At 70.6% G+C, this 21,888-nt stretch carries 19 protein-coding genes; 4 read left to right on the plus strand and 15 right to left on the minus strand.

Features of this window, described 5'->3' with window-relative positions; translation table 11 throughout:
• Window position 1 precedes the first annotated feature (1 nt).
• The 7 genes from NE358_RS14890 to NE358_RS14920 form a co-directional block, all read right to left on the minus strand.
• Window positions 2-1,321, minus strand: coding sequence for an extracellular solute-binding protein (locus NE358_RS14890; RefSeq protein WP_103208319.1), 1,320 nt, complete (start codon window positions 1,319-1,321; stop codon window positions 2-4).
• Window positions 1,322-1,366: 45 nt separating this feature from the next.
• Window positions 1,367-2,296, minus strand: a complete 930-nt coding sequence (locus NE358_RS14895) for a carbohydrate ABC transporter permease (protein ID WP_103208317.1) — start codon at window positions 2,294-2,296, stop codon at window positions 1,367-1,369.
• A complete protein-coding gene (locus NE358_RS14900; RefSeq protein WP_103208315.1) occupies window positions 2,293-3,141 on the minus strand; it encodes a carbohydrate ABC transporter permease in 849 nt (282 codons plus the stop codon). Before NE358_RS14900 ends, NE358_RS14895 begins: the two co-directional genes overlap by 4 nt.
• A 346-nt stretch (window positions 3,142-3,487) precedes the next feature.
• Window positions 3,488-4,336 (minus strand): alpha/beta fold hydrolase, encoded by an 849-nt coding sequence (locus NE358_RS14905; protein ID WP_289939740.1) that lies wholly within the window; start codon window positions 4,334-4,336, stop codon window positions 3,488-3,490.
• A 34-nt stretch (window positions 4,337-4,370) separates the two neighbouring features.
• Window positions 4,371-5,012, minus strand: coding sequence for a sortase family protein (locus tag NE358_RS14910; RefSeq protein WP_103208311.1), 642 nt, complete (start codon window positions 5,010-5,012; stop codon window positions 4,371-4,373).
• Window positions 5,009-6,331: a hypothetical protein gene (locus NE358_RS14915; protein WP_289939741.1), complete on the minus strand. Its 1,323-nt coding sequence runs from the start codon at window positions 6,329-6,331 to the stop codon at window positions 5,009-5,011. Before NE358_RS14915 ends, NE358_RS14910 begins: the two co-directional genes overlap by 4 nt.
• A 211-nt stretch (window positions 6,332-6,542) precedes the next feature.
• Window positions 6,543-8,327, minus strand: coding sequence for a sigma-70 family RNA polymerase sigma factor (locus tag NE358_RS14920; protein WP_289939742.1), 1,785 nt, complete (start codon window positions 8,325-8,327; stop codon window positions 6,543-6,545).
• Window positions 8,328-8,605: 278 nt separating this feature from the next.
• Between NE358_RS14920 and NE358_RS14925 the strand changes: the two genes are divergently transcribed.
• The 4 genes from NE358_RS14925 to NE358_RS14940 all read left to right on the plus strand — a co-directional run bounded on the left by NE358_RS14925 (window position 8,606) and on the right by NE358_RS14940 (window position 12,228).
• Window positions 8,606-9,067 (plus strand): MarR family winged helix-turn-helix transcriptional regulator, encoded by a 462-nt coding sequence (locus NE358_RS14925; protein ID WP_246078316.1) that lies wholly within the window; start codon window positions 8,606-8,608, stop codon window positions 9,065-9,067.
• Complete coding sequence (locus tag NE358_RS14930) at window positions 9,064-10,437, plus strand: MFS transporter (RefSeq protein WP_103208300.1); 1,374 nt, start codon at window positions 9,064-9,066, stop codon at window positions 10,435-10,437. Before NE358_RS14925 ends, NE358_RS14930 begins: the two co-directional genes overlap by 4 nt.
• Window positions 10,438-10,625: 188 nt before the next feature.
• Window positions 10,626-11,216 (plus strand): SipW-dependent-type signal peptide-containing protein, encoded by a 591-nt coding sequence (locus NE358_RS14935; protein WP_289939743.1) that lies wholly within the window; start codon window positions 10,626-10,628, stop codon window positions 11,214-11,216.
• A gap of 4 nt (window positions 11,217-11,220) precedes the next feature.
• Window positions 11,221-12,228 (plus strand): S24/S26 family peptidase, encoded by a 1,008-nt coding sequence (locus NE358_RS14940; protein ID WP_141378119.1) that lies wholly within the window; start codon window positions 11,221-11,223, stop codon window positions 12,226-12,228.
• On the opposite strand, the gene NE358_RS14945 is transcribed toward NE358_RS14940, so the two are convergent.
• From NE358_RS14945 to NE358_RS14980, 8 genes are all read right to left on the minus strand, one after another.
• On the minus strand, window positions 12,229-13,485 hold the full coding sequence (locus NE358_RS14945) for an alpha-hydroxy acid oxidase (protein WP_103208293.1): 1,257 nt from the start codon (window positions 13,483-13,485) through the stop codon (window positions 12,229-12,231).
• A gap of 357 nt (window positions 13,486-13,842) precedes the next feature.
• Window positions 13,843-14,688, minus strand: a complete 846-nt coding sequence (locus tag NE358_RS14950) for a transglutaminase family protein (RefSeq protein ID WP_103208291.1) — start codon at window positions 14,686-14,688, stop codon at window positions 13,843-13,845.
• Window positions 14,685-15,617: an alpha-E domain-containing protein gene (locus NE358_RS14955; RefSeq protein ID WP_103208289.1), complete on the minus strand. Its 933-nt coding sequence runs from the start codon at window positions 15,615-15,617 to the stop codon at window positions 14,685-14,687. Before NE358_RS14955 ends, NE358_RS14950 begins: the two co-directional genes overlap by 4 nt.
• Window positions 15,611-17,341 (minus strand): circularly permuted type 2 ATP-grasp protein, encoded by a 1,731-nt coding sequence (locus NE358_RS14960; RefSeq protein ID WP_289939745.1) that lies wholly within the window; start codon window positions 17,339-17,341, stop codon window positions 15,611-15,613. Before NE358_RS14960 ends, NE358_RS14955 begins: the two co-directional genes overlap by 7 nt.
• 96 nt (window positions 17,342-17,437) lie before the next feature.
• Window positions 17,438-18,619, minus strand: coding sequence for a zinc-dependent alcohol dehydrogenase (locus tag NE358_RS14965; RefSeq protein ID WP_289939747.1), 1,182 nt, complete (start codon window positions 18,617-18,619; stop codon window positions 17,438-17,440).
• An 88-nt stretch (window positions 18,620-18,707) separates the two neighbouring features.
• Window positions 18,708-19,418: a glycosyltransferase family 2 protein gene (locus NE358_RS14970; RefSeq protein ID WP_258027917.1), complete on the minus strand. Its 711-nt coding sequence runs from the start codon at window positions 19,416-19,418 to the stop codon at window positions 18,708-18,710.
• A 5-nt stretch (window positions 19,419-19,423) separates the two neighbouring features.
• The gene (locus NE358_RS14975) at window positions 19,424-20,791 is read right to left on the minus strand and encodes a bifunctional PIG-L family deacetylase/class I SAM-dependent methyltransferase (RefSeq protein ID WP_289939752.1); all 1,368 of its coding nucleotides are present in this window, start codon (window positions 20,789-20,791) and stop codon (window positions 19,424-19,426) included.
• Window positions 20,785-21,813, minus strand: coding sequence for an acyl-CoA dehydrogenase family protein (locus tag NE358_RS14980; RefSeq protein ID WP_289939754.1), 1,029 nt, complete (start codon window positions 21,811-21,813; stop codon window positions 20,785-20,787). The genes NE358_RS14975 and NE358_RS14980 overlap by 7 nt, the downstream gene beginning before the upstream one ends.
• Window positions 21,814-21,888: the final 75 nt, after the last annotated feature.

Raw genomic sequence — 21,888 nt, forward strand, 5'->3', positions numbered from 1 at the left:
GTCAGCCGACCAGCTTCTGCGCGGCCTCGCCGGCCCGCTTCATCGCGTCCGCCGGCGAAGCGGATCCGATCAGCACGGCCTGGACGTTGTCGGCGATCGCCGACTCGATCTGCGAGTACGCGGTGAACTTCCACAGCGGGTTCGAGCTGGCCGTGGCCGTGATGCGCTCGCTGAACTGCGCGCCGAAGGTGTCGGCGGCGACCTCCGACGACGAGAGCGCCTCGGTGGTCGCCGGCGGCAGACCGCGCAGGGCGTAGTCGGCCAGGATCGCGTCGAGGTCGGACGTGGCGTACTGGGCGAAGTCGCCCGCGGTGGCCGCACCCGTTCCGTTGACCACGGCGATCGCGCCGCCCCAGACGAGCGCGCGCGGCGTGTCACCCGCCTTCAGCACCGGGCGCGACACGGGGGCGAGCTTGCTCGCGAGACTCGCGTCGGGCGATTCCTTCGTCACCGCGGCGCGGCCCACGGGGGCGTCGTCGTACATCGCGGCGCGCCCCTGTGCGAACAGGCTCCGCGCGTCGAAGCGATCGACGTCGGCGGCGATCAGGCCCTGGTCGTAGAGCCCCTTGTACCAGGTGACCGCTTCGATGCTGGCGTCGTCGCCGATCGTGACGGTGTCGCCGTCGACCAGCGGGCTGCCGAAGGTCTGCATCCAGATGAGGATGTCCTTCAGCTGCGCGGCCTTGGTCGAGGCGGCGTACGGGATGAGGCCGTTTCCGAGGCCCTTGAGCGCGACCAGGGTCTTCTCGAACTCGTCCACCGTCGTCGGGAACGCATCGGGGGCGACGCCGACCTTGCCGAGCGTCTCGGAGTTGGCGACGAGGCCGATCGCGCCGATGGTCCACGGCAGGGCGTACTGAACGCCGTCGAAGGTGGCCGCCTGCAGGGCCGAAGAGGTGTAGCCGCGACCGGATGCCAGGGCCGAGACGTCCTGCAGCTTGCCGGTGGCCGCGAGGCTTCCGAGCCAGGCGACGTCGACGTGCGCGGCGCCGGTGAACTGACCGCCCGTGACCTGCAGCATGAGCTGGTTGATGTACTCGTTGTACGGGAACGCCGTGCGCTTGATCGCGATGCCGCGAGCCTTCTCGTACGCCGCGAGGGTGCCCTCGAGCGCCGGCTTCGCCGACTCCTCGGTGAGCGACCACGACGAGAACGCGAAGTCGGTGGGATCGGCGCCGTTCAGGCCGGCCGCGCCCGCGGCGGGCCCGGCGCTGCCGGTGGGTACGCATCCGGCCAGGGCCGCGGCGGCGGCACCGATGCCGAACATCTGCAGCGCGCGACGGCGGGTGATCAACGGGTGGGGAAGCGATGAAGCTGACATAGGTGTCCTCCTTGACAGGTGAGCAGAAGAAAGGGAGTGGAGCGGTCAGCCCTTGACGGCGCCGGCCGTCATACCGCTGACGAGGAAGCGCTGCAGCAGCATGAAGGCGATCGCCACGGGCAGCGACACCACGAGCGAGGCGGCCATGAGTTCGGGCCACGCCGTTGCCGCTTCGCCGACATAGGTGTTGACGAGGCCCGGGGGCAGCGTCTGCTTGTCGGGGCCGGCGAGGGTCAGGGCGAAGATGAAGTCGTTCCAACCGCGGACGAAGGCGAACAGGCCCGCGGCGACCAGACCGGGGGCCGCCAGCGGGAGCACGATCGAGTGGATCGTGCGCAGGCGCGAAGCGCCGTCGACACGGGCCGCCTCGATCAGCTCGTCGGGGATGGTGTCGAAGAAGCCCTTCAGCATCCAGACGCACAGCGGCAGCGTGAAGGTCGTGAACGACAGCACCAGCGCCGTGTAGGTGTTGAGCAGACCGTAGGCGCTGAACACGCTGTAGAGGGTGACGAGCAGCAGGGCCTGCGGGAACATCTGCGAGGCCAGCACGAAGTACATCAGCTGGCGGCGCCCGCGGTACCGGAACTTCGAGAACGAGTACCCCATGTAGGCCGAGACGATCACCGACAGCAGAGCGGTGATGACCGAGACGATCACGCTGTTCTGCAGGTAGGTGAACAGCTGCGGGTTGGAGGTCAGCGAGGTGTAGGCGTCGAAGGTGATCTCGGTGGGGAACAGCTTCGGCGGGTACGAGAAGACCTGGTCCCGCGGGGTCAACGAGGTGGCGAGCAGCCAGTAGACCGGAAGCAGGGCGAAGCCGCCGCAGACGATCAGCGCGGCCCACGACGCGAGCCGGACACCCGGGCGGTCGGAGCGCAGCCCCGAGCTCGGGCGACGACGACGCTCGGGCGCCGGAGCGACCACGGGCGGCACGTCGGGGGCGGGGGTGACGGTGGGCAGTGCGGTGCTGGTCATCGCTTCTCGCCCCTCTCGGAGAATCGGACGTAGACGACGACGAGCGCCATGAGCAGGATGAGCCAGAGCAGGCCGAGCGCACCGGCGTGACCGAGATCGAAGCCGTGGAAGGCCGTCTCGTACACGGAGGTCGCGAAGGTCTCGGTGGATCCGGCCGGACCTCCGCCGGTGAGCACGTAGATGATGTCGAAGTGCTGGAAGTTCCAGATGAACTCCAGCAGCAGCACGAGACCGATGATCCCGCCGATCTGCGGGACGGTGATCGAGAAGAATCGGCGCACGGTACCGGCCCCGTCCATCTCGGCGGCCTCGTGCAGCTCCTTCGGTACCGTCTGCAGGCCGGCCAGGAGCATGACCATCATCCAGGGGAACGACTGCCAGGTCTTGGCCACGATCACGGCGAACATCGCGGTCCCGGGCTGGGCGAGCCACGCCTGCGGACTGACCCCGAGCGGCTCGAGGATCGCGTTCATCACGCCGTAGTTGGCGTTGAAGATCCACATCCACAGGAACGAGACGACGACCCCCGGAACGAGCCAGGGGATGAGCATGAGCCCGCGGAAGACCTTCGACCCGCGAATCTGCGTGTTCAGGGCCAGCGCCAGCGCGAAGCCGATGACGAACGGGGCGATCGTGGTGCCGAGCGTGAAGACCAGCGTCTGCCACAGCAGGCGAAGGAAGTCGTCCTGCAGCACGTCGACGATGTTCTGGAACCCGACGAACTCGCGACCGGGCAGCACCAGGCTCTGCCTGAAGAAGGCGGTCACCAAGGCCGAGACGAGGGGATACGCCACGACGACGGCCATGAGCGCCATGCCCGGCACCACCAACAGGACGGCGAACATGCCGTTGCCGAGCCGCTCCGGGCGCGAAGCCCGAGCCTGAACCCGCCTCGGCGATCTGTTGAGTTTGTTTGGTTCTGTTACTAGTTGTGAGTTCGTCATCGTCACGTCCGTGTGCGCTTTCCTCAGCATTGAGGGACCCAGGGGCCCGTTTGCGGCGCCTCGCGCCGTCATCGACCGCTTCAGCTTGGCCGCTCACGGCCGCGGGGTCAATTCGTGAGAGGTAACGCTTGAATCACGGCGTGTTCGTATATGTTCGTACATGTTATCAACGTGTGAAATAGCACACGCGATGGACCGCGCGCGAACACAGCGACCCCGCGACGAAGAGCGGCGTGCGCCATCCGGGTCAGCGGCGCGATGGCATCCGTTCATCGAGCCAGGCCAGCAGGTCGGCCCGCACCTCGGCCTGGCACGTCTCGGCGAAGATCTCGTGCCGGGCACCCGGGTACACGAGCGTCGTGACGTCCGTCAACCCGGAACGACGCGTGTAGGCGTCCGCGAGCTTGTGCACGCTGCGCGGCCCACCGACGGTGTCGTCGCGACCGACCATGAGCAACAGGGGCACATCGCGCTCGAGGTCGCGTCGCGGTCGACCGAGAAGCTTCACCGTCTCGATGGGCCCGAACAGCCGCGCGAGCGGCGTGGAGGTCGTGAGCGGATCGGCGACGAAATCGAGACCCACCTGCTCGTCGCTCGACAGCCACTCCATGCCCGAGCCGCGCAGGTGCTTCCACGGGGCGTTCAGATCCCCCGCGTTGAGCGAACCGGGGACCCGCAGGGCCGAGCCGGTCATCACCCCGGCATCGAAGGCCTCGGGATGCCGATCCAGCAGCATCTGCGCGAGGAACGAACCCCACGAGTGTCCGAGCAGCACGAGAGGCAGGTCGGGGTGCTCCGCGCGGATGCGCTGCGTGAGGGTCCACACCGCGTCGCGGGCGGCTCCGAGTCCGCCGGGCCCGAGCCGTCCGAGCTTGCGGCGGTCACCGCTCCATTGCCGCAGCCCCGTGCGCCCGTGACCGCGGTGATCGTCGGCATAGACCGTGTAGCCCGCGTCGACGAGCGCCTCGATCAGAGCGCCGTACCGCCCCGCGTGCTCCCCCACACCATGCAACAGCTGCACCACCGCCCGCGGCCCGGTCGCTTCGTGCACGTCGTAGACGATCGGGATGCCATGGGCGTCGACGAACTCGGGCATGGGGGGAGTCTAGGGCGGTGCCGCTCCGGTGACGCTAGGGCGTCGGCGTCGCCTGCGCGATGACCACGAGGTTGTCCCGCGCCGCGGTCCCCTCGCGCGGGACGCACGTGATCACGATGAGCCGCCCAGCCGCAGGGATCCACAGGTCTTCGTCGAAGGCCAGATCGGGTTTCGGGACACGGCGCACCTGCGTCACCGTGTACCTCGTGGTCGCGACGTCGATGAGGTCGCCGGCCCCGACCATCGTCGTGCCGGTGGTCGGGTCGATGAACGCGTTCCCCGGGGCGGATCCGCCCGACAGTGCGTGCATGGCCACCACCACGGTGCCGGTCGACGCGTCATCCAACGCCACGCTTCGATCGCGCACGACGTACGCCGAGGTGAATCCCGGCGGAGTGACCTCGCCGTCGACCGAGTCCAGCGACCCGAGGGCGACGTCGAGTCCGTGCGAAGCCGCGCGCAGCCGCATCCCCTCGTCATCGACGGCCCGCGACCGCGATGCCGGGGGTGGGCTCGCCCCCGGCTCGAACGCGACCGCGGCTCCCTCGAGATCGCGCGGCGTCGCCGACGCATCGGTCCCGGAGCCGACGAGGCTCCCGGCGACGACGGCGACGACGCCCGCGCACGCGAGGATGCCGACGACTGCCCACCGATGACCTCGGCGACGCGGCTTCACCGGCGTGCCCGCGACCGGAACGTGAGCAGGACGGCGAGACCGATCGCGGCCAACAGCGCGGTCAGGCCGGCGAACACCAGCAGACCCATCAGCCGCGACTCCGTGCTCACGGTGCCTCCGGTGTGGGCCGAGAGGCCGAGGGGAGCGGGCGCCGCAACCACCGACGGGGTCGGCGTGGCGATCGGCGTGGGTGCAGGGATCGGCGTGGGCGTCGCGCTCGACACCGGCGTCGCGCTCGACACCGGCGTCGCGCTCGGCACCGGCGTGGGCGATGCACTCGGCGCAGGTGCCTGCCCTCCGCCCGTCCCCCCGCCCCCGTGGCGCACGACCTGACCGGTCACGGCGGTGTCGCTCGCGCCCGCGATGCTGATCTCGGCGCGGTTCTCGTAGCGTCCCGCGACTCCCTGATCGGTGACCCGAGCGGCGAAGCGCACGTCGTAGTAATGCCCGGCCTGCGCCGTGAACGTCACGGTGCGATCGGTCGCGGCGTACGTCGAACGGTCGACGGGTGCCCAGGCGCCGGGTGATTCCCGACCGTCGGCACCGGTGACCAGGCGAGGAGACGACCAGAGCTCGGCGTAGCGCACGCCGTTCAACTCGGCGAGGAGTTCTTGGTTCTCGGCGAGCACGTCGGTCACGGTGACGACCTCTCCCCCCGACAACCCGTCACGACCCGAACCGATCTGTACGACCCAGACGATGGTGCCGGCGGCGGCGTCGTACATACCCCACTTCCCCGCGCCGCGCCCGGGGAAGGCGCAGTTCTCGGTGCACACCCCGGGGCCGGTGCCCGTACCCGGATCGGGCGACGGCTGCACATCGATGGTGAGGGTATGGCCGCCGACATCGTAGGTGACGAGCCCTCCCCCGCCGGGCTCGTTGCGCACCGTCACCCAGAAGAAGAACGTGCCGTGCAGGTTCTCGGGGTGCGCCGTCAGGTAGTCCGCGGCGAACGTGCACTCCAGGGCCGACGCGTCGACGACGCATCGCCCCATGACCGCCCCCTGAGGATCGAGCAGCGGGAATCCGTCCGACCGGCCGGCGAGCTCCGGGGGCAGGGCCAGCGTGAACCCCGCGGGAACGGTCGGGTGGTCGGGCAACGACCAGGTACCGCGGATCTCGGCCGACGATCCCGACGCCACTGTCTCACTGGTGAAGTCCAGAGAGTCGATCGATGCCGTGGTGGCTCGCTCGACCGCGGCTCCCGACGCGGGGGCCGGCAAGGTGAACGAGGCACCGACGATGCCGAGAGCGGCCAATGCGGCCAACGACACGCGCGCCCAGGTGCGCGGTCTCACGGGCAAGGGGAATGAGGTCACGATGACTCCAATGCAGGACTGGTCTCAACTCCCGCACCGTCTCGAACGGTACGGCTTCCCCTGAGAGAGACGGTCCGACGTGTTTCATCACGCGATACGACCGAAGATTTTCGAGACGGCCCGTCACCGCGTCATCGCTCCGCGACAGCACCCCGTCATCGCACGGTGCCTGCAGACGGGGTCGCGCACCCTACGCGCCTGACGGTGTCGCTCAGCCGACGGGCGAGACCGTGAACGTCACCCGCGTCGTACCCGCGGCGCTTGCGTCGAGCCGCTGGTAGGCGACCTCGAGCTCGTGAATCCCCGGGGCGAGACCGGTGAGCCCCGACGCCGTCGACCGCCCGATCCGTCGATCGAGAACTCCGGATGCCGGAATCTCCAGGCCGCGCGCCAGTTCCCGACCATCGAGACGGACCACGAGCCTGCTCGAGGCCCACCCGCGAACGCGGAGGGCGACGGGATCGACCCCCGACGCTGTCCCCTCCGTGGGCGCCTCGACGAGAGGAACGAACGCGAAGGGCGCAGACGACACAGTCGGCGAACGCCTCCCCTGCGGATCGATCGCGACGGCCGCCACTGCGGCATCCGTGGGGCGCAGATCCTCGATCCGCATCGACCATGCTCCGGATGCCGGCACCTCCGTCTCGACAGCGGCCTCAGGGCGGCCCTCGGGCCAGATGCGCACGCGCGCCCCCGGTGCTGCACGCCCCTCGATGAGCGGCGCGACGGTCGCCGCGGGATCCCACTCGTCATTCAGCGTCGGAGCCTCGGGCGCGAGGGCGGCCTCCGTCTCGGATGCGTCCGAGGGGGAAGCTTCCTCTGACGAGGACTCCACGGTCGATTGTCCGTCTTGCTGCGGAGCGAGCGGCGCGACGGGGGCCGATGGTTCCGGTGCCGCCGGCGACGGAACGGGGAGAGGCTGATCGGGCTCGGCGATCACGACGGTGTCCTCCGGGTCGGTGGCCGGCCCGACGACGTTCTCCGGGATCGATGCGTCGTCGAGGATGACCGGTGGAACGTCCGTGGGGTTCGCCCCCTCCGTGGTCACGCCGTCGTCGACGACGGAGCTCGCCGACGAGCCGAAGGACGCCGTCACGGCAACCCCCGCACCCGCACCCGCCCCGACCAGGGCGACGATCGACGCGGCAACGACGAGCGACCGGCCCGGGGTCGTTCTCCGCTCCCCGGGAACTGTCTTCGCTTCGGGCACAGGACGCGCGCCCCACCCGACCGCAGCCGTGGCGGACAGTCCCCCGATGAGGAGAAGCAGAGCCGGCAGCACGCGCGCGACCGAGCGCACCTCCTCGACGAGCGGCGGGCACCAGGGGCACGTGGACACATGATCCTCGAACGACCGACGGTCCCGGGCCGAGGCGGTTCCCTCTTCGACGGCACCGAAGACGGCGAGTGCGCGGCGGCAGTCGTCGGGGCGTCCCTCGAGTTCGAGGTGGGCTTGCATCCAGGCCGCGCGCAACGAGCGCCGCGCCCGGTAGGCCAGCGCCGACGTCGCGTGCGGCGAGAGCCCGAGCAGAGGAGCGACCCGGCGCGGCGGGAGGCGCTCGACGTCGACGTACCAGAGCACTGTCTGCCAGCGCTCCGGCAAGGCGCGAAACGCCCGCCCGAGCAGCGACTCACCGAGGCGGGTCGCGAACATCGCCGCGGGGTCGTTCTCGATCGTCGCTTCGTCGATGGAGTCGAGCTCCACGGCATCGGCGAAGCGTTGTCCGCGACGATGCTCCCGCGATGCGAGGTTGCGCACGACCGTGTACAGATAGGGCCGCATGAGCTCTTCGGGCCCGGAGCCCCGACGCAGCGCGAGCATGGTGCGCTCGAACGCCTCCGACGTGAGGTCGTCCGCCATCGATGGAGACGACACCACCGCTGCCAGCTTCGTGACGGGCTTGTGGTGCCGACGCCACAGCAGAGCGACGGCTTCGTCGTCTCCCCGGCGGATCCGAGCGATGAGCGCCCGGTCGCTCGTTTCCGATACCGACATGCGCTTCCCCCTGCCACCGATTCGCGGCAGCCACCCGCGGTGTCGAGCGTCACCCCCCTCCGAACCGGCACGGGAGGACTTTCGGCCGCCAGCCGTTCACGATAACGAAATTCACCTGATGGGTGAATGTGAGGGTGAAATTGCGCGACGAAAGGGGGGATCGCGGGTGACGGGAGGGCCGACAGCGATCCGTTCCGATGCGCACCACGAGCGCGACGCCGTTTCCCGGCAGCCCCATACCCTTAGCAAGGCTAATGAGATACCCTAAGAAAAGGAATATGAACGATCGCGTCGACGAATCCCCCCTTCCCGACCAGAATTCCGACCACAGCGCCGCAGCATCCGAGCTGCGCATGGCGACGTTCCGCCTCGCGCGACGCCTCCGGGCGCAGCGAGCAATCGACACCATGAGCGACGGGCAGTTCGCCGTCCTCGCCGCATTGACGGTGCACGGAGCGCACACGCTCGGCCAGCTGGCCGACCGCGAGCGCGTCACGGCTCCGTCGATGAATCGCACGGTGTCGCAGCTCGAGGAGGTGGGGTACCTGACGCGCATTCCCGACGAGGTCGATCGACGCCGCGTCACCATCGACCTCACCGATCTCGGACGCCGGATCGTCGACGAGACGGTCCGACGCCGGGACGCCTTCGTCGAGGAGGCTCTCGCCGAGCTCTCCCCCGAAGAACGACAAGTGCTGGCCCGCGCCACCACGATCATGAGGAAGGTGGCTGACAGATGAGCACGTCGATGTTCCGGTCGCTGTCGATCTTCAACTACCGCGTCTGGTTCATCGGAGCCCTCGTCTCGAACGTCGGCGCCTGGATGCAGTCCACGGCCCAGAACTGGGTGGTGCTGACGCAGCTCACGAACAACGACGCCGCCGCCATGGGCGTCACCATGGCCCTGCAGTTCGCTCCCCCGCTGCTCCTGGTCAGCGTCACCGGGTGGGTCGCCGACCGGTTCGACCGTCGCAGGCTCATCATGTGCACCCAGAGCGCCCTGCTGCTGCTGGCCGTGTCCCTGGGCATCCTGCTGCTGAGCGGAGCGATGACCCTGCCGTTGATGTTCGGGTTCGCGCTCGCGCTCGGAGTCGTCACGGCCTTCGACAACCCGGCGCGCCAGGCCTTCGTCTCCGACCTCGTCTCTCAAGAGAACGCGTCGAACGCCGTCGCCCTCAACGCCGCCTCGTTCAACATGGCGCGCCTGATCGGCCCGGCCGCCGCCGGCGTCATGATCGTGCTCGTCGGCACGGGCTGGGTCTTCCTCGTGAACGCCTTCACCTTCCTGGCGATGCTCGGCGCCCTGTTCCTCATGCGCCCGCACGAGCTCGTCGCCCGCCACCGCCGCGGAGGCCCCGCACGTCTGGCCGACGGCTTCCGCTACGTGGCCCGTCGTCCCGATCTCGTGGTCATCTTCGTCATGGTGTTCCTGCTCGGGGCGTTCGGCATGAACTTCCCGATCTTCGCGTCCACGATGGCGCTCGAGTTCGGCCGCGGTGCCGACGGGTTCGGCCTGCTGAGCTCCTTCGTCGCCATCGGCTCCCTCGCCGGAGCACTCCTGGCCGCGCGCCGCGAGCGCGCCCGCATGCGCGTGGTCGTCCTCGGCTCGGGCGGCTTCGCCGTGGCATCCGCCCTCTCGGTCTTCGCTCCCAGCTACGGGGCCTATGCGGCCACGCTCGTACTGACCGGCTTCTGCGTCGTCACGACGCTGACGACCGCGAACGGCTACGTGCAGACCACGACCGACCCCGTGCTGCGCGGCCGCGTGCTGGCGCTGTACATGGCGATCCTCCTCGGCGGCACGCCCGTGGGGGCACCGATCGTCGGCGCCGTGGCGGCGGAGTTCGGCCCCCGCGTGGCGATCGGCCTGGCCGCGATCGTGGCCGTCATCGCGTGCGGGATCGGAGCGACCTGGACGGCGATGTCGGGCCGCCTGCACCGCCACGAGACCAAGCGCTTCCGCCTCACGCTCGACGAGACGCGCCCGATCACGACCATCGCGCCCGAACCCGAGGACTTCAGCGACGAGGTCGCCGGCACGACGCCGATCCCGCTGCCCCCGGGCGAGCGGTCGCCGCGCGCGACACCCCGCCCGCGCCACGGCGGCTGACACAGCTTCGCCCCAGCGGCGTCCCACGGGCGAGCGTCGGCGCGCGAACCGGGTGAGTCCATTCAGTCGCACTTCTGCCACGACGACGCAGGCGTTGTCAAGCCAACGGGCGCACCCGTCCGAGGCCCAGCAGCTCCCCTATTGTGCGGGTGTCCAATACGCACATCGATCTCGTGGGGAGATCCATCATGCCGAAGTTCACACGCCGTTCCTCTCGCATCGCCACCGCGATCGCCCTTCCCGCGGCTGTCGTCGCGGCGGGGCTGCTGGTGTCGACGAGTTCGTACGCCGCCTTCTCCGATACCGCCTCCAATGAACGCAACGGCTGGCGGGCGGGGACCGTCCAGCTCGACGACGACGCCGCCGGCCGCGCCTTGTTCACGGCCGGCAACGCCAAGCCGGGCGACGGGGCGACGACCTGCATTGCCGTCACCTCGACCGGAACCCTGGCCTCGCAGGTACGCCTCTACGCCGCGGATGCCTCGGGATCCGCGGGCCTGGCCGACCACCTGATCCTGCGCGTCGAGCAGGGAACCGGCGGCGGTTACGGCACCTGCAACGACTTCACCTCGCAGAGCACCGTCTTCGACGGCCGCCTCTCGGGCTTCACCGGGGCACACACCTCGTACCGGTCGGGAGCAGCCACGTGGAGCCCGGGCGGGGGCGGAAGCGAGACGCGCACCTTCCGCATCACGTGGAGTCTCGCCGACGACGCGCCGAACGCGGTCCAGGGCGGCACCGCCTCGACCGCGTTCGTCTGGGAAGCGCAGAACAGCTGAGTCCGTGCGCTCCCGTCGCATCCTCCTCGTCGCGGGGGTGGCGGCGGCGCGGGCGGTCGTGGCGCTGGTGCTGGCGTTGGCGTTCTGGGCGGCGGCTCCCGTGGCCCTGGGGTGGCTGCCGACCACTGTGATGACGGCGTCCATGACGCCGGCCATCGAGGTGGGTGATGTCGTCGTGTCGCGGCCCGCCCCGCGGGAGGCGCTCCTTCCGGGACGTGTCGTGCTGGCGATCGACCCGGACTGGACCGACCGCCTGCGCCTGCACCGCATCGCCGAGCTCGACCCCGACGGTGGCCTCGTCACGAAGGGCGACGCAAACCCCGACGCCGACTCGACTCCGCTGCACCCCGATGCCGTCCTCGGCATCGGGGTGCTGCGGGTGCCCGGGATCGGGCTGCCGATCGTGTGGCTGCGCACCGGAGAGGTCGTCCCGCTCGCGGTGAGTGTCGCGGGGTTCGCTCTGTGTCTCGCTGTCGCGCTGCGCCGGGGCGCCGACGACGACCCCGACGAGCCGAGTCCGCCGCGAGACGCCGCCGCGCACGCGCAACCGCTCACGCGTCGCGCTCTTCGCGCCCGCTCGTCGAGAACCCGCCGGCTCGGCCGCGCCCTCGGCCTCGCGGTCGCCGTCGCCCTGACCGGGGCGGCCGTGAGCACCCCGGCCTCTGCGTCGTTCAGCGGCGAGGCCGCGGCATCCGGAACCGTCACGGCCGGGCGCGCGACCGGCCCCTGGTCGCTCGGCTGTGACAACGACGGCGGAGCCGTGGTGACGTGGGCGTACGACGGGTGGGAGCCCCGCAGCTTCGACCTGCTGGTCGACGGGCGGGTCGTGGTCGATGACATCCCACCGTGGTTCCGAGCCGTTCGCGTGCCCAACGACGGCTCGTACTCCCTCTTCCGCACCGACACGGTGACGGTGCGGACGAACATCGGCGCGCACTGGTCGGCCGAGTCGAGCGAGAGCGTGCCCGTCGGCGGCGTCCTGTTCGGTTTCGGGCGGCCCTTCTGCCGGTGATCAGACGCGGGCGTCCTGCCCCTGTCCCCCCACCGGCACGAGGCGCGTCAGCTGCGTCACGTGCCGCGGCTCCAGCTCGGCGAGGGAGGAGACACCGAGCAGGGTCATCGTGCGCTCGATCTCGCTGCGCAGGATCGCGATCGTCCGGTCGACCCCCTGACGCCCGCCGGCCATGAGGCCGTAGAGGTACGCCCGTCCGATCAGGGTGAAGGTCGCCCCCAGAGCGACGGATGCCACGATGTCGGCGCCGTTCATGATGCCGGTGTCGACCATGACCGTCGCATCCTTGCCGACCTCGCGCACGACCTTCGGCAGCAGGTGGAAGGGGATGGGCGCACGGTCGAGCTGACGGCCGCCGTGGTTCGACAGCACGATGCCGTCGACGCCGAGATCGACCAGACGCGCGGCGTCCTGGACGTTCTGCACGCCCTTAACGACGATCTTGCCGGGCCACATCCCGCGGATGATGTCGAGGTCGTCGTAGCCGATGGTGGGGTCCATCGCGGCGTTCAGCAGCTCGCCGACGGTTCCGCCCGTCGTGCTCAGCGACGCGAATTCGAGCTTCGGGGTGGTGAGGAAGTCGATCCACCACCAGGGGCGCGGGATCGCGTTGACGATGGTTCCGACGGTCAGCTGCGGCGGAATGGAGAAGCCGTTGCGCTTGTCGCGCAGGCGCGCCCCGGCGATGGGGGTGTCGACGGTGAACATGAGGGTGTCGAAGCCCGCCCGGGCGGCGCGTTCGACGAGCCCGTACGAGATCTCGCGCTGGCGCATCACGTACAGCTGGAACCAGTTGCGACCGACCGGGTTCGCGGCCTTGACGTCTTCGATCGAGGTGGTGCCGAGGGTCGAGAGGGTGAACGGGATGCCGGCGGCGGCCGCCGCAGACGCGCCCGCCGTCTCACCCTCGGTCTGCATGAGACGCGTGAAACCGGTGGGCGCGATGCCGAAGGGCAGCGCGGAGGGGGCGCCGAGGATCTCGCACGAGGTGTCGACGTCGGCGGCGGGCCGCAGGATGTCGGGGTGGAACTCAACGTCTTCGAACGCGCGGCGGGCGCGGTCGAGCGAGAGCTCGCCCTCGGCGGCACCGTCGGTGTAATCGAAGGCGGCCTTGGGGGTGCGCCTCTTGGCGATGGTCCGGAGGTCGGCGATGGTCAGCGCCGCGTCCAGGCGGCGCTTGCGCGCGTCGAGTTCGGGCTTCTTGAACTGCATGAGCTCGAGGAGCTCGTTGACCTTGGGGAGCTGTCGCTGGACCATGGGAGACCCTCTCGTACGGTGTGGTCAGACCACACTACGCGCGAGAGAGCCCCCCGACCAGGGCCCGTGTGCGAGCACCGCCTCAACGCCCTCGACCGCACACCGCCCCGCGAGGAGTGGGCGCGCTACGCCGACCGCGGCGAGACCGCCGGCCTGCTCACCCTGTGCTGTGACGCCCAGCCGTTGCGAGACGCGCCGGCATTCGCGATCACCTGCGGCAATCCGTTCCGTCGTGCCGTGCCGTCACGCGGACGTCGTGTTCGACACACCGGTTCAGGATGCCGGCGCCCGGGCGGAGTGTCGAGCACGGACTCCGCATGACGGCCCGCGTCCGAGCCCGCGGCGTCGCCTCGGCGCTCAGGTCTCGCGCGTGATCGTGACCTTGACCTTCAGGTTGCTCTTGCCGGGGCCGGCGTACACACCGCGCAGCGGGGGCACGTCGTTGTAGTCGCGTCCACGGCCCACCAGCACGTGCCGGTCGCCGATCTCGATGTTGTTGGTGGGGTCGAAACCCTGCCAGTCGCCGGCGAACCACTCGACCCACGCGTGCGACTCCCCCGTCACCGCTTCGCCGACCTCGGCGGAGGGCTTCGGGTGCAGGTAGCCCGACACGTAGCGGGCCGGGATGCCGACCTCGCGCAGGGCCCCGATCGCGATGTGCGCGATGTCCTGGCAGACGCCTTTTCGCGCCTCCCACGCGTCGACCGCCGTGGAGTGCACGCCGGTGACGCCCTGCATGTAGTCGATGGCGTCGCCGATGGCCTCGGCGATCGCGTGCGCCGCGGGGCCCGGCCGGTCGTGCTGCGCCGCGATCGAGCGGGCGAGCTCCGCCACCTCGGGGTGCGGGGTCGTGCGACGGGTCTGCGTCAACTGCTCGACGGTCGTGATCGAGCGGGAGGCCTCGGCGGCCAGTTGCTCCCATGTGATGTCGGCGTGTTCGATGGGGCGCGGACGCACCTCGACGAGGGAGCGCGCGGTGATCGTGAGCGCCCCGTGCGGCGACAGCACATCGAACGCCGCCACCCGTGTGCCGAAGTAGTCGACGTACTGGTTGACCGAGGTCGACGGCTCGATGTCGAGCGACGAGCTCAGCACGAATTGGCTGTCGGTCGAGTGCGGGAGCATGCGGGCCTCGTTGTACGACGCGACGACGTCGCCCGGGTAGACGAACCCGGTCTGGTGTTCGATGCGAAGGCGTTTCATGAGATCTCCCCGATCCAGCTCGGCTCGGCCTGCGTCGGGAAGAAGCGCGACCGGATCGCCTCCGACGCTTCGCGGGTCACCGTCTGCACGCGCTGCATGTGCTCGGGCAGCTCCGCCAGGATGTCGCTGACCGGGCGGTACTCGAGATCGTTGCGGATCTGTCCGAGGGCCCGGAGAACGGTGTTGGAGTGGCCGACGCGGTCGGCGCGCGGATCGATCGCGCTCATGCAGTCCTCGGCGCGCTGGATCGAGTAGATGATCGAGCGCGGGAAGAGACGGTCGAGCAGGAGGAACTCGGCGGCATTGCGCGCGCTCGGCATCCCCCGGTACGTGCGCAGGTACGCCTCGTACGCGCCGCACGAGCGGAGGATCGTCGTCCACGACGGGCCCGACACCTCGGTGAGCGAGCGCGTCGCCAGCAGACGCGCGGTCATATCGGTGCGCTCGATGCTGCGCCCGAGGGTGAAGAACTGCCAGGCCTCGTCGCGGTTCGTCGAGGAGTCGACGATGCCGATCGCCAGGGCCGCGCGCTCGCGCACCCACTGGAAGAACTCGTGCACCTTCTCGGTCTGCAGCCGTCGCGGCATCCGGGCGTTCGTGGTGTTGAGGATCTCCCACAGCTCGGTCGAGACGATCTCGCGCGCACGCCGGGCGTTCTCGCGCGCCGCGGTGAGCGAGTAGGCGATGCTCGAGGGGTTCATGCGATCGACCGCGAGACGGGCGAGGACATCGTCTCGTCGCACGGAGTCGACGTTCTCGGGCCACGCCGAACCCATGACGCTCAGGAGCGATCGGCACGCGGTGTCTTCGTCGATCCATGGATCTTCGAGCAGCAGCTGCAGGTGCACGTCGAGGATGCGAGCGGTTCCGTCGCTGCGCTCGATGTAGCGCCCGATCCAGAACAGCGATTCGGCGATACGACTCAGCACCCCGGCACCTCCTGCGACTGCTGCTGCTGCTCGGCCTGCGGACCGTGCTGCACCGCGGCATCCTGCTGCTGCTGCTCCTGCTGCTCTTTGCCGGAGGGGCCGTTACCCGGACGGGGGTCGCGGGGCGAGGTCGCGGGAGCGGGTTGGCCGTCGTAGATGATCGGGATCGCCTCGGTCACCGCGGCCTGGTCGGCGACGAGACCCGAGACGCCGTTGCCCTGACCGTACTCGACGTGGGAGGGCGCCGAGCCGCCGACGATCCAGGTGTCCTTCGAACCGCCGCCCTGACTGGAGTTCACCACGAGCTGCCCCTCGGGCAGCGCGACGCGGGTCAGGCCACCGGGGAGCACCCAGATGTCGTCTCCGTCGTTGACCGCGAAGGGGCGCAGGTCGGCGTGACGCGGACGCATTCCGTCTTCGACGAGGGTCGGGATGGTCGAGAGCATCACGACGGGCTGCGCGATCCATCCGCGCGGGTCGGCGAGCAAGCGCTTGCGCAGGGCGTCGAGCTCGGCGGGCGAGGCGTCGGGCCCCACGACCAGCCCCTTGCCACCCGAGCCGTCGACCGGCTTGACCACGAGTTCGGGCAGACGGTCGAGCACCTCTTCGAGGGCGCCCGGGTCTTCGAGACGCCAGGTGTCGACGTTCTTGAGAATGGGCTCTTCGGCGAGGTAGTACCGGATGAGATCCGGCACATACGTGTAGAGCAGCTTGTCGTCGGCGACGCCGTTGCCCACGGCATTGGCGATCGTGACGTTGCCCAGGCGCGCGGCGAGCATGAGGCCGGGCGCGCCCAGCATCGAGTCGGCGCGGAACTGCAGCGGGTCGAGGAAATCGTCGTCGACGCGGCGATAGATGACGTCGACGCGCTGCGGGCCGCGAGTGGTGCGCATGAACACCTTGCCGCCGATGCACAGCAGGTCGCGGCCCTCGACGAGCTCGACGCCCATGAGGCGCGCGAGCAGCGTGTGCTCGAAGTACGCCGAGTTGTAGACGCCCGGCGTGAGCACGACGATGTTCGGGTCGTCGATCCCGGGCGGGGCCGACGCGCGGAGGGCGGCGAGCAGCTTGTTCGGATAGTCGCCGACGGGGCGCACCCGCATCGACACGAACAGCTCGGGAAGCGTCTGCGCCATGACGCGGCGGTTCGAGATCACGTACGAGACGCCGGAGGGCACGCGCACGTTGTCTTCGAGCACGCGCATCTCGCCGTGCTCGTCGCGGATGAGGTCGATGCCCGACACCTGGATCCGCACGCCGTTGGCGCTGCGGATGCCTGCCGCCTGACGGTAGAAGTACTGCGACGACGAGATGAGACCCGCGGGCAGGATGCCGTCGCGGACGCAGTGCTGATTGCCGTACGCGTCGTCGAGGAACGCCTCGAGGGCCTTGACGCGCTGCTTCACGCCGGCCTCGATGCGCGACCACTCGTCGTAGGCGATGACCCGGGGCACGGCATCCAGGGGGAACGGTCGTTCCTCGCCCGCGAAGTCGAACGTGACACCCTGCGCGAGATACGAACTGGCGAGCGACTCGGTGCGTCCGCGCAGCTCTTCCTGCGTCATCTGCGCGAGCGTCTGGTACAGCTCCCGGTACGCCGCACGAGACGGGGCGGCTTCTCCGGGACTCGCCGGAACGCCGAACATCTCGTCGAACGCCGGGATGCCGGAAGCGGTCTTGCGCGGCGCCAGCGTGGAGCCGTAACCGTCGAACAGGTCACCCATGCGACGACTCTACTCAGCGCCGTGTTGCGGACACGTTTCCCACCCGCGCTCTTGCGCCGCCGGGCACGGCGTGCACGCGCGGCTCCGCCGAACGGCTCAGGTGCCGGGGCGCAGCACCACCTTGATGCAGCCGTCCTGCTTCTTCTGGAACGTCTCGTACAGGCCCGGGGCGTCATCGAGCGGGGCGTGGTGCGTGACGAGGTCCATCACACCGAGCGGGTCGGCGGGGTCCTCGACCAGCGGCAGCAGGTCGTCGACCCAGCGCTTGACGTTGCACTGGCCCATCCGGAGGGCGATCTGCTTGTCGAACATCGTCTTCATCGGCAGCACGTCGGCCTCTCCGGCGTACACCCCGCTCAACGACACCGTGCCGCCGCGGCGGACGAGGTCGATCGAGGCGTACACCGCGGCCAAGCGGTCGAGCCCGGCCTTGTCCATGAGCTTCTGCGCGAGCGCGTCGGGGAGAAGGCCCACGGCCTTCTGTGCCAGCTCGACGCCCCCGTTGCCGTGGGCCTCCATGCCGACGGCATCCACCACACCGTCGGCCCCACGCCCCTCGGTGAGGTCGACCAGTTCGTCGACCACCGTGTCGGTCAGGTCGTAGGTCAGGATGCCGTGCCGCTCGGCCATGGCGCGCCGCTCGGGCTCGGGCTCGACCGCGAGCACGCGGTAGCCCAGGTGCACGCCGATACGGGCGGCGAACTGCCCCACCGGGCCGAGGCCCATCACCGCGAGCGTGCCGCCCTCGGGGACGTTCGCGTACTGCACGCCCTGCCACGCCGTGGGCACGATGTCGCTGAGGAAGAGGTAGCGATCGTCGGGCAGGTCGTCTCCGACGCGGATGTGGTTGTAATCGGCCAGCGGGACGCGCAAGTACTCGGCCTGACCGCCCGGTACCTGACCGTAGAGCTTCGTGTAGCCGAAGAGCGCCGCGCCGCTGCCGTACTCGCGCACCTGCGTCGTCTCGCACTGCGACTGCAGGCCGCGGCGGCACAGGAAGCAGTGGCCGCACGAGATGTTGAAGGGCACGACGATGCGGTCGCCGACGGCGAGATTCGTCACGGCCGAGCCCACCTCGACGACGACGCCCATCGGCTCGTGACCGAGCACGTCGCCCTTGTCGATGAACGGGCCGAAGAGCTCGTAGAGGTGCAGGTCGGAGCCGCAGATCGCGGTCGAGGTGATCTTGACGATCGCGTCGGTCGGCTCGAGGATCTGCGGGTCGGGGACCTCTTCGACGCTCACGTTGCGCGTGCCCTGCCAGGTCAGTGCCTTCATGGTGGTGCCTCTCGTTCCGGGGGGGACGATCAGTCTGCGCCGCGAGCGCGCAACCGGCGAGGTGGTTGACGAGCCCCCGCGCGATGCGTCAGGCGCCGGGGGCCGCCAGGGGTGGAGCATCGACCCAGGAGTGCACCCGCGCGAGGAACGCGGCGTAGCCGGCGGGCGTGCGCCCCGTGAATCGGCCGGAGGTCTCGACCTCGTGCGCATCGCTCGCCCGCTCCCGGGCGCCGAGGGCCCGGGCCGCCCGGACGAGGGCCACGTCCTCGTGTTCGACGAGATCCGGGATGCCGCCCGCCCGGCCGTACGTGCTCGCGCGCACGCCGAGGTTGGCGCCGTGGACGTTCCCGGGCGGTGCGCCCCGATGGTGCGTGGCGCGCCAGTACGCGGCGTGGCGGGCGCTGAGGTCGGCGAAGTCGGGGCGCACGGTTCCGAGCACGAGGTCGACCCCGGTGTCGGCGAGATCGAGCTGGTGGGTGACCCAGTTCGGGGGCACGACGGTGTCGGCATCCGTCATCGCGATCCACGTGTCGACCGGGCTCGCCGAGAGCGTCCCGAGCGCGTGCGCGACACCGACCCGCCGCGCGGTGCCCACGCGGCGAGCGCCGATCTCGACCGTCTCGACCGGCCAGCGCCGCACCTGCGCGGCGGTGGTGTCGGTGCACGCATCGAGCACGACGACGACCGCGACGGCCAGGTCGGGCGTGCGCTTCTTCGCGCGAGAGACGGCCCGGTCGACCGATGCCAGGCAGCGCCCGATCAGCGCTTCCTCGTCGTGCGCCGGGATCACCACGGCCACCGCCCTCACGGGACGAGTCCGGACTCGGCCGCCACCGAACGCGCGCCCGGGTGCGCGTACACCTCGAGCACGAAGTCCTCCTCCTCGTGCCGCACGAGACGCACGAGATCGGGACGTGCGGCGAGCGCGGCGTGCACCTCGTCGCCGCTGCGGGGGTATTCGGCCACCGGGTGCCGCCAGTGACAGGCGACGAGGCGACCGTCGGCGCTGAGCGAGGCGGTGGCCGCGGTGAGCCCGCGGTCGAGATCGACGCCGGCCCAGTAGTAGGCCACCTCCGACAGCACGACGAGGTCGAACTCCCCCTCGGGCCATGCGTCGGGGAGCGTCGCGAGGCGGAGCTCGACGTTCTCGCGACCCGCGAGGCGTGTCCGCGCGCGCTCGAGGGCCGCGGGCGCGAGGTCGACGGCGAGCACCCGGTCGCTCCGGTCGGCCAGATACACCGTCAGCGCCCCCGTCGAGCACCCCGCCTCAAGGGTCGAGCGGTAGTGGCGCCACGGGAGGGCGGCCAGGAGCACGGAACGTTTGCGCTCTTCGTACCAGCGCGAGTCGAAGCCCCAGGGATCGTCGTGGCGGGCGTACATGTCGTCGAAGTACTGCTTTCCGACGCTGCCCGCCGGGGTCGCGGGCGGCTCCGGGGCGATGAAGAGCTCGGCGTCGCGCTCGGCGTGCGCGCGCATGCCGGCGTGGATCGTCGCCTCATCCCCCGGGGCGCCCGACAGCGGCTCGAGCTGGCTGCGGTGCGCGTCGAGGGCGCGGGTCTTGACCTCTCGCGAGCGGGGCTCGAGGGCGAGACGCTCGACGCGGTCCCACGGCACGTCGTCGGGGCCGCCCCAGTGCCAGAGCCAGATCGGGAAGGCGCGCGAGCGCACCCCGCGGGCGGCGCAGACCTGCTCCACGATCTCGCCGACGACCCGGTGGTCGCGGTGCCCGTCTCCCCGCCAGGGCGACAGCACCAGCACGCGCCGACCGGCCGCGGCGTCGAGCGTTTCGCGCAGCGCCGCGGTGATGGCATCCCGGTACTCCTCCGTCCCGCCATCCGGCAGGCCGAGGAAGATCGGATCGCCGATCAGGCCCACGATGCGCGCCGCATCGTGAAGCTCGCGGCGGCGCAGGAGCGCGAGAGTCGCGGGCCCGTGGGTGGGCGAACCGGGGTGAGAGCCCTCGCCGTCGGTCACGACGAGAAGATCGATCGGGATGCCGCGCGCGACCGCGGTCGCGAGCAGACCCGCAGCCCCGAGGCTCTCGTCGTCGGGGTGCGCGGCGACCACGATCAGATGGTCGACGTCGAGATCGAGCGGGGGCAGGTCACGGCGGAGTGCGTCCGTCCAGACGCTCTCGTCGGTCCCGGGATCGCGGTGGTCGAAGCTCACCACGCGCCCGCCCCCGTCGCGACGTCGACGCCGATTCTCGCGACGTCGCGCTCGCCGTGATGCTGACGCAGGTAGACCTGCAGGTCGGCGACGCGACGCGCGTACGCCTCGTCGGCGACGAGCGGCAGCGGTCCGAGCGCGTGCGCGGCCTCGGCGAGGGTCGTCTCGACGGCGTCGGCGACCACGGTGCGCGCGCGGGCGGCACGCAGGCCCGCGGATGCCGAGCCCCCGGCACCGAAGACCGTCGCCGTCTCGCGCAGCACGGCGCGCGCGGCCCAGAGGGCGGTGTCGGCACGCCCGAGATGCACGCGCGAGAGCTGATCGGCGCGGTCGGACGCGGCGGCCTCGCTCAACGCATCACGCAGCGGCAGGGCCCCACCCCACCAGCAGGCCGCGACTCCGACCCCGCCGTGCGCGAAGCCCGATCGACGCAGGTACCAGCCGGGCTCGCCTACGGGGACGGCGACCGCCCCGTCGACGTCGATCGGGGCGCTGACGACCCGGTCGAGTCCGCGGGCGTACCAGGGGCCGGTCCGCGAGGTGACACCCGGGGCGCGCAGGTCGAGCACGAAGAGCTGTCGCCGTTCGTCGTCGACCCACGCGGTCACGAGGGCACGGTCGAGGTGGGCCGCGAGCGAGCACCAGGGCTTGGTTCCGCGCAGCGTCCAGGTTCCGGCATCCTGTCGAGCCTCGAGTCGCATGCCGGATCCCTCCGCCGCGAAGACGCCCCACGACCCGCCGGGCTCGAGAGCGACGTCGATCCCCTCGCGGGCGGCTTCGCCGAGGATCGCGAGCGCGTCGAGGTGCGGCTCGAGCACGCGAGCGGCGGCGACGTCTCGCCTGGCCACGGACGCGAGGAGTTCCCAGGTCGCGGCGAGGGAGCGCGGAGGGGTCACGCTCGTCGCCCACGCGAGCGTGGCAGCGACGTCGCTGCCGAGCCCCTCGACGGCATCCGCCCTGCGAAGGGCCTCACGGACGTCGTCGAGGTCGGGGGCGTCGTCGGAGAGGAGGAGGGGGGATGGCAAAGCTCCGCGGTGTCTCACCGCGACAGCGTGGGGACCGCGGCGGGTTTCGGCGAGGACCTTGACACCGCCGCCCGT

It is taken from the genome of Sphingomonas sp. G5 (assembly GCF_052660795.1).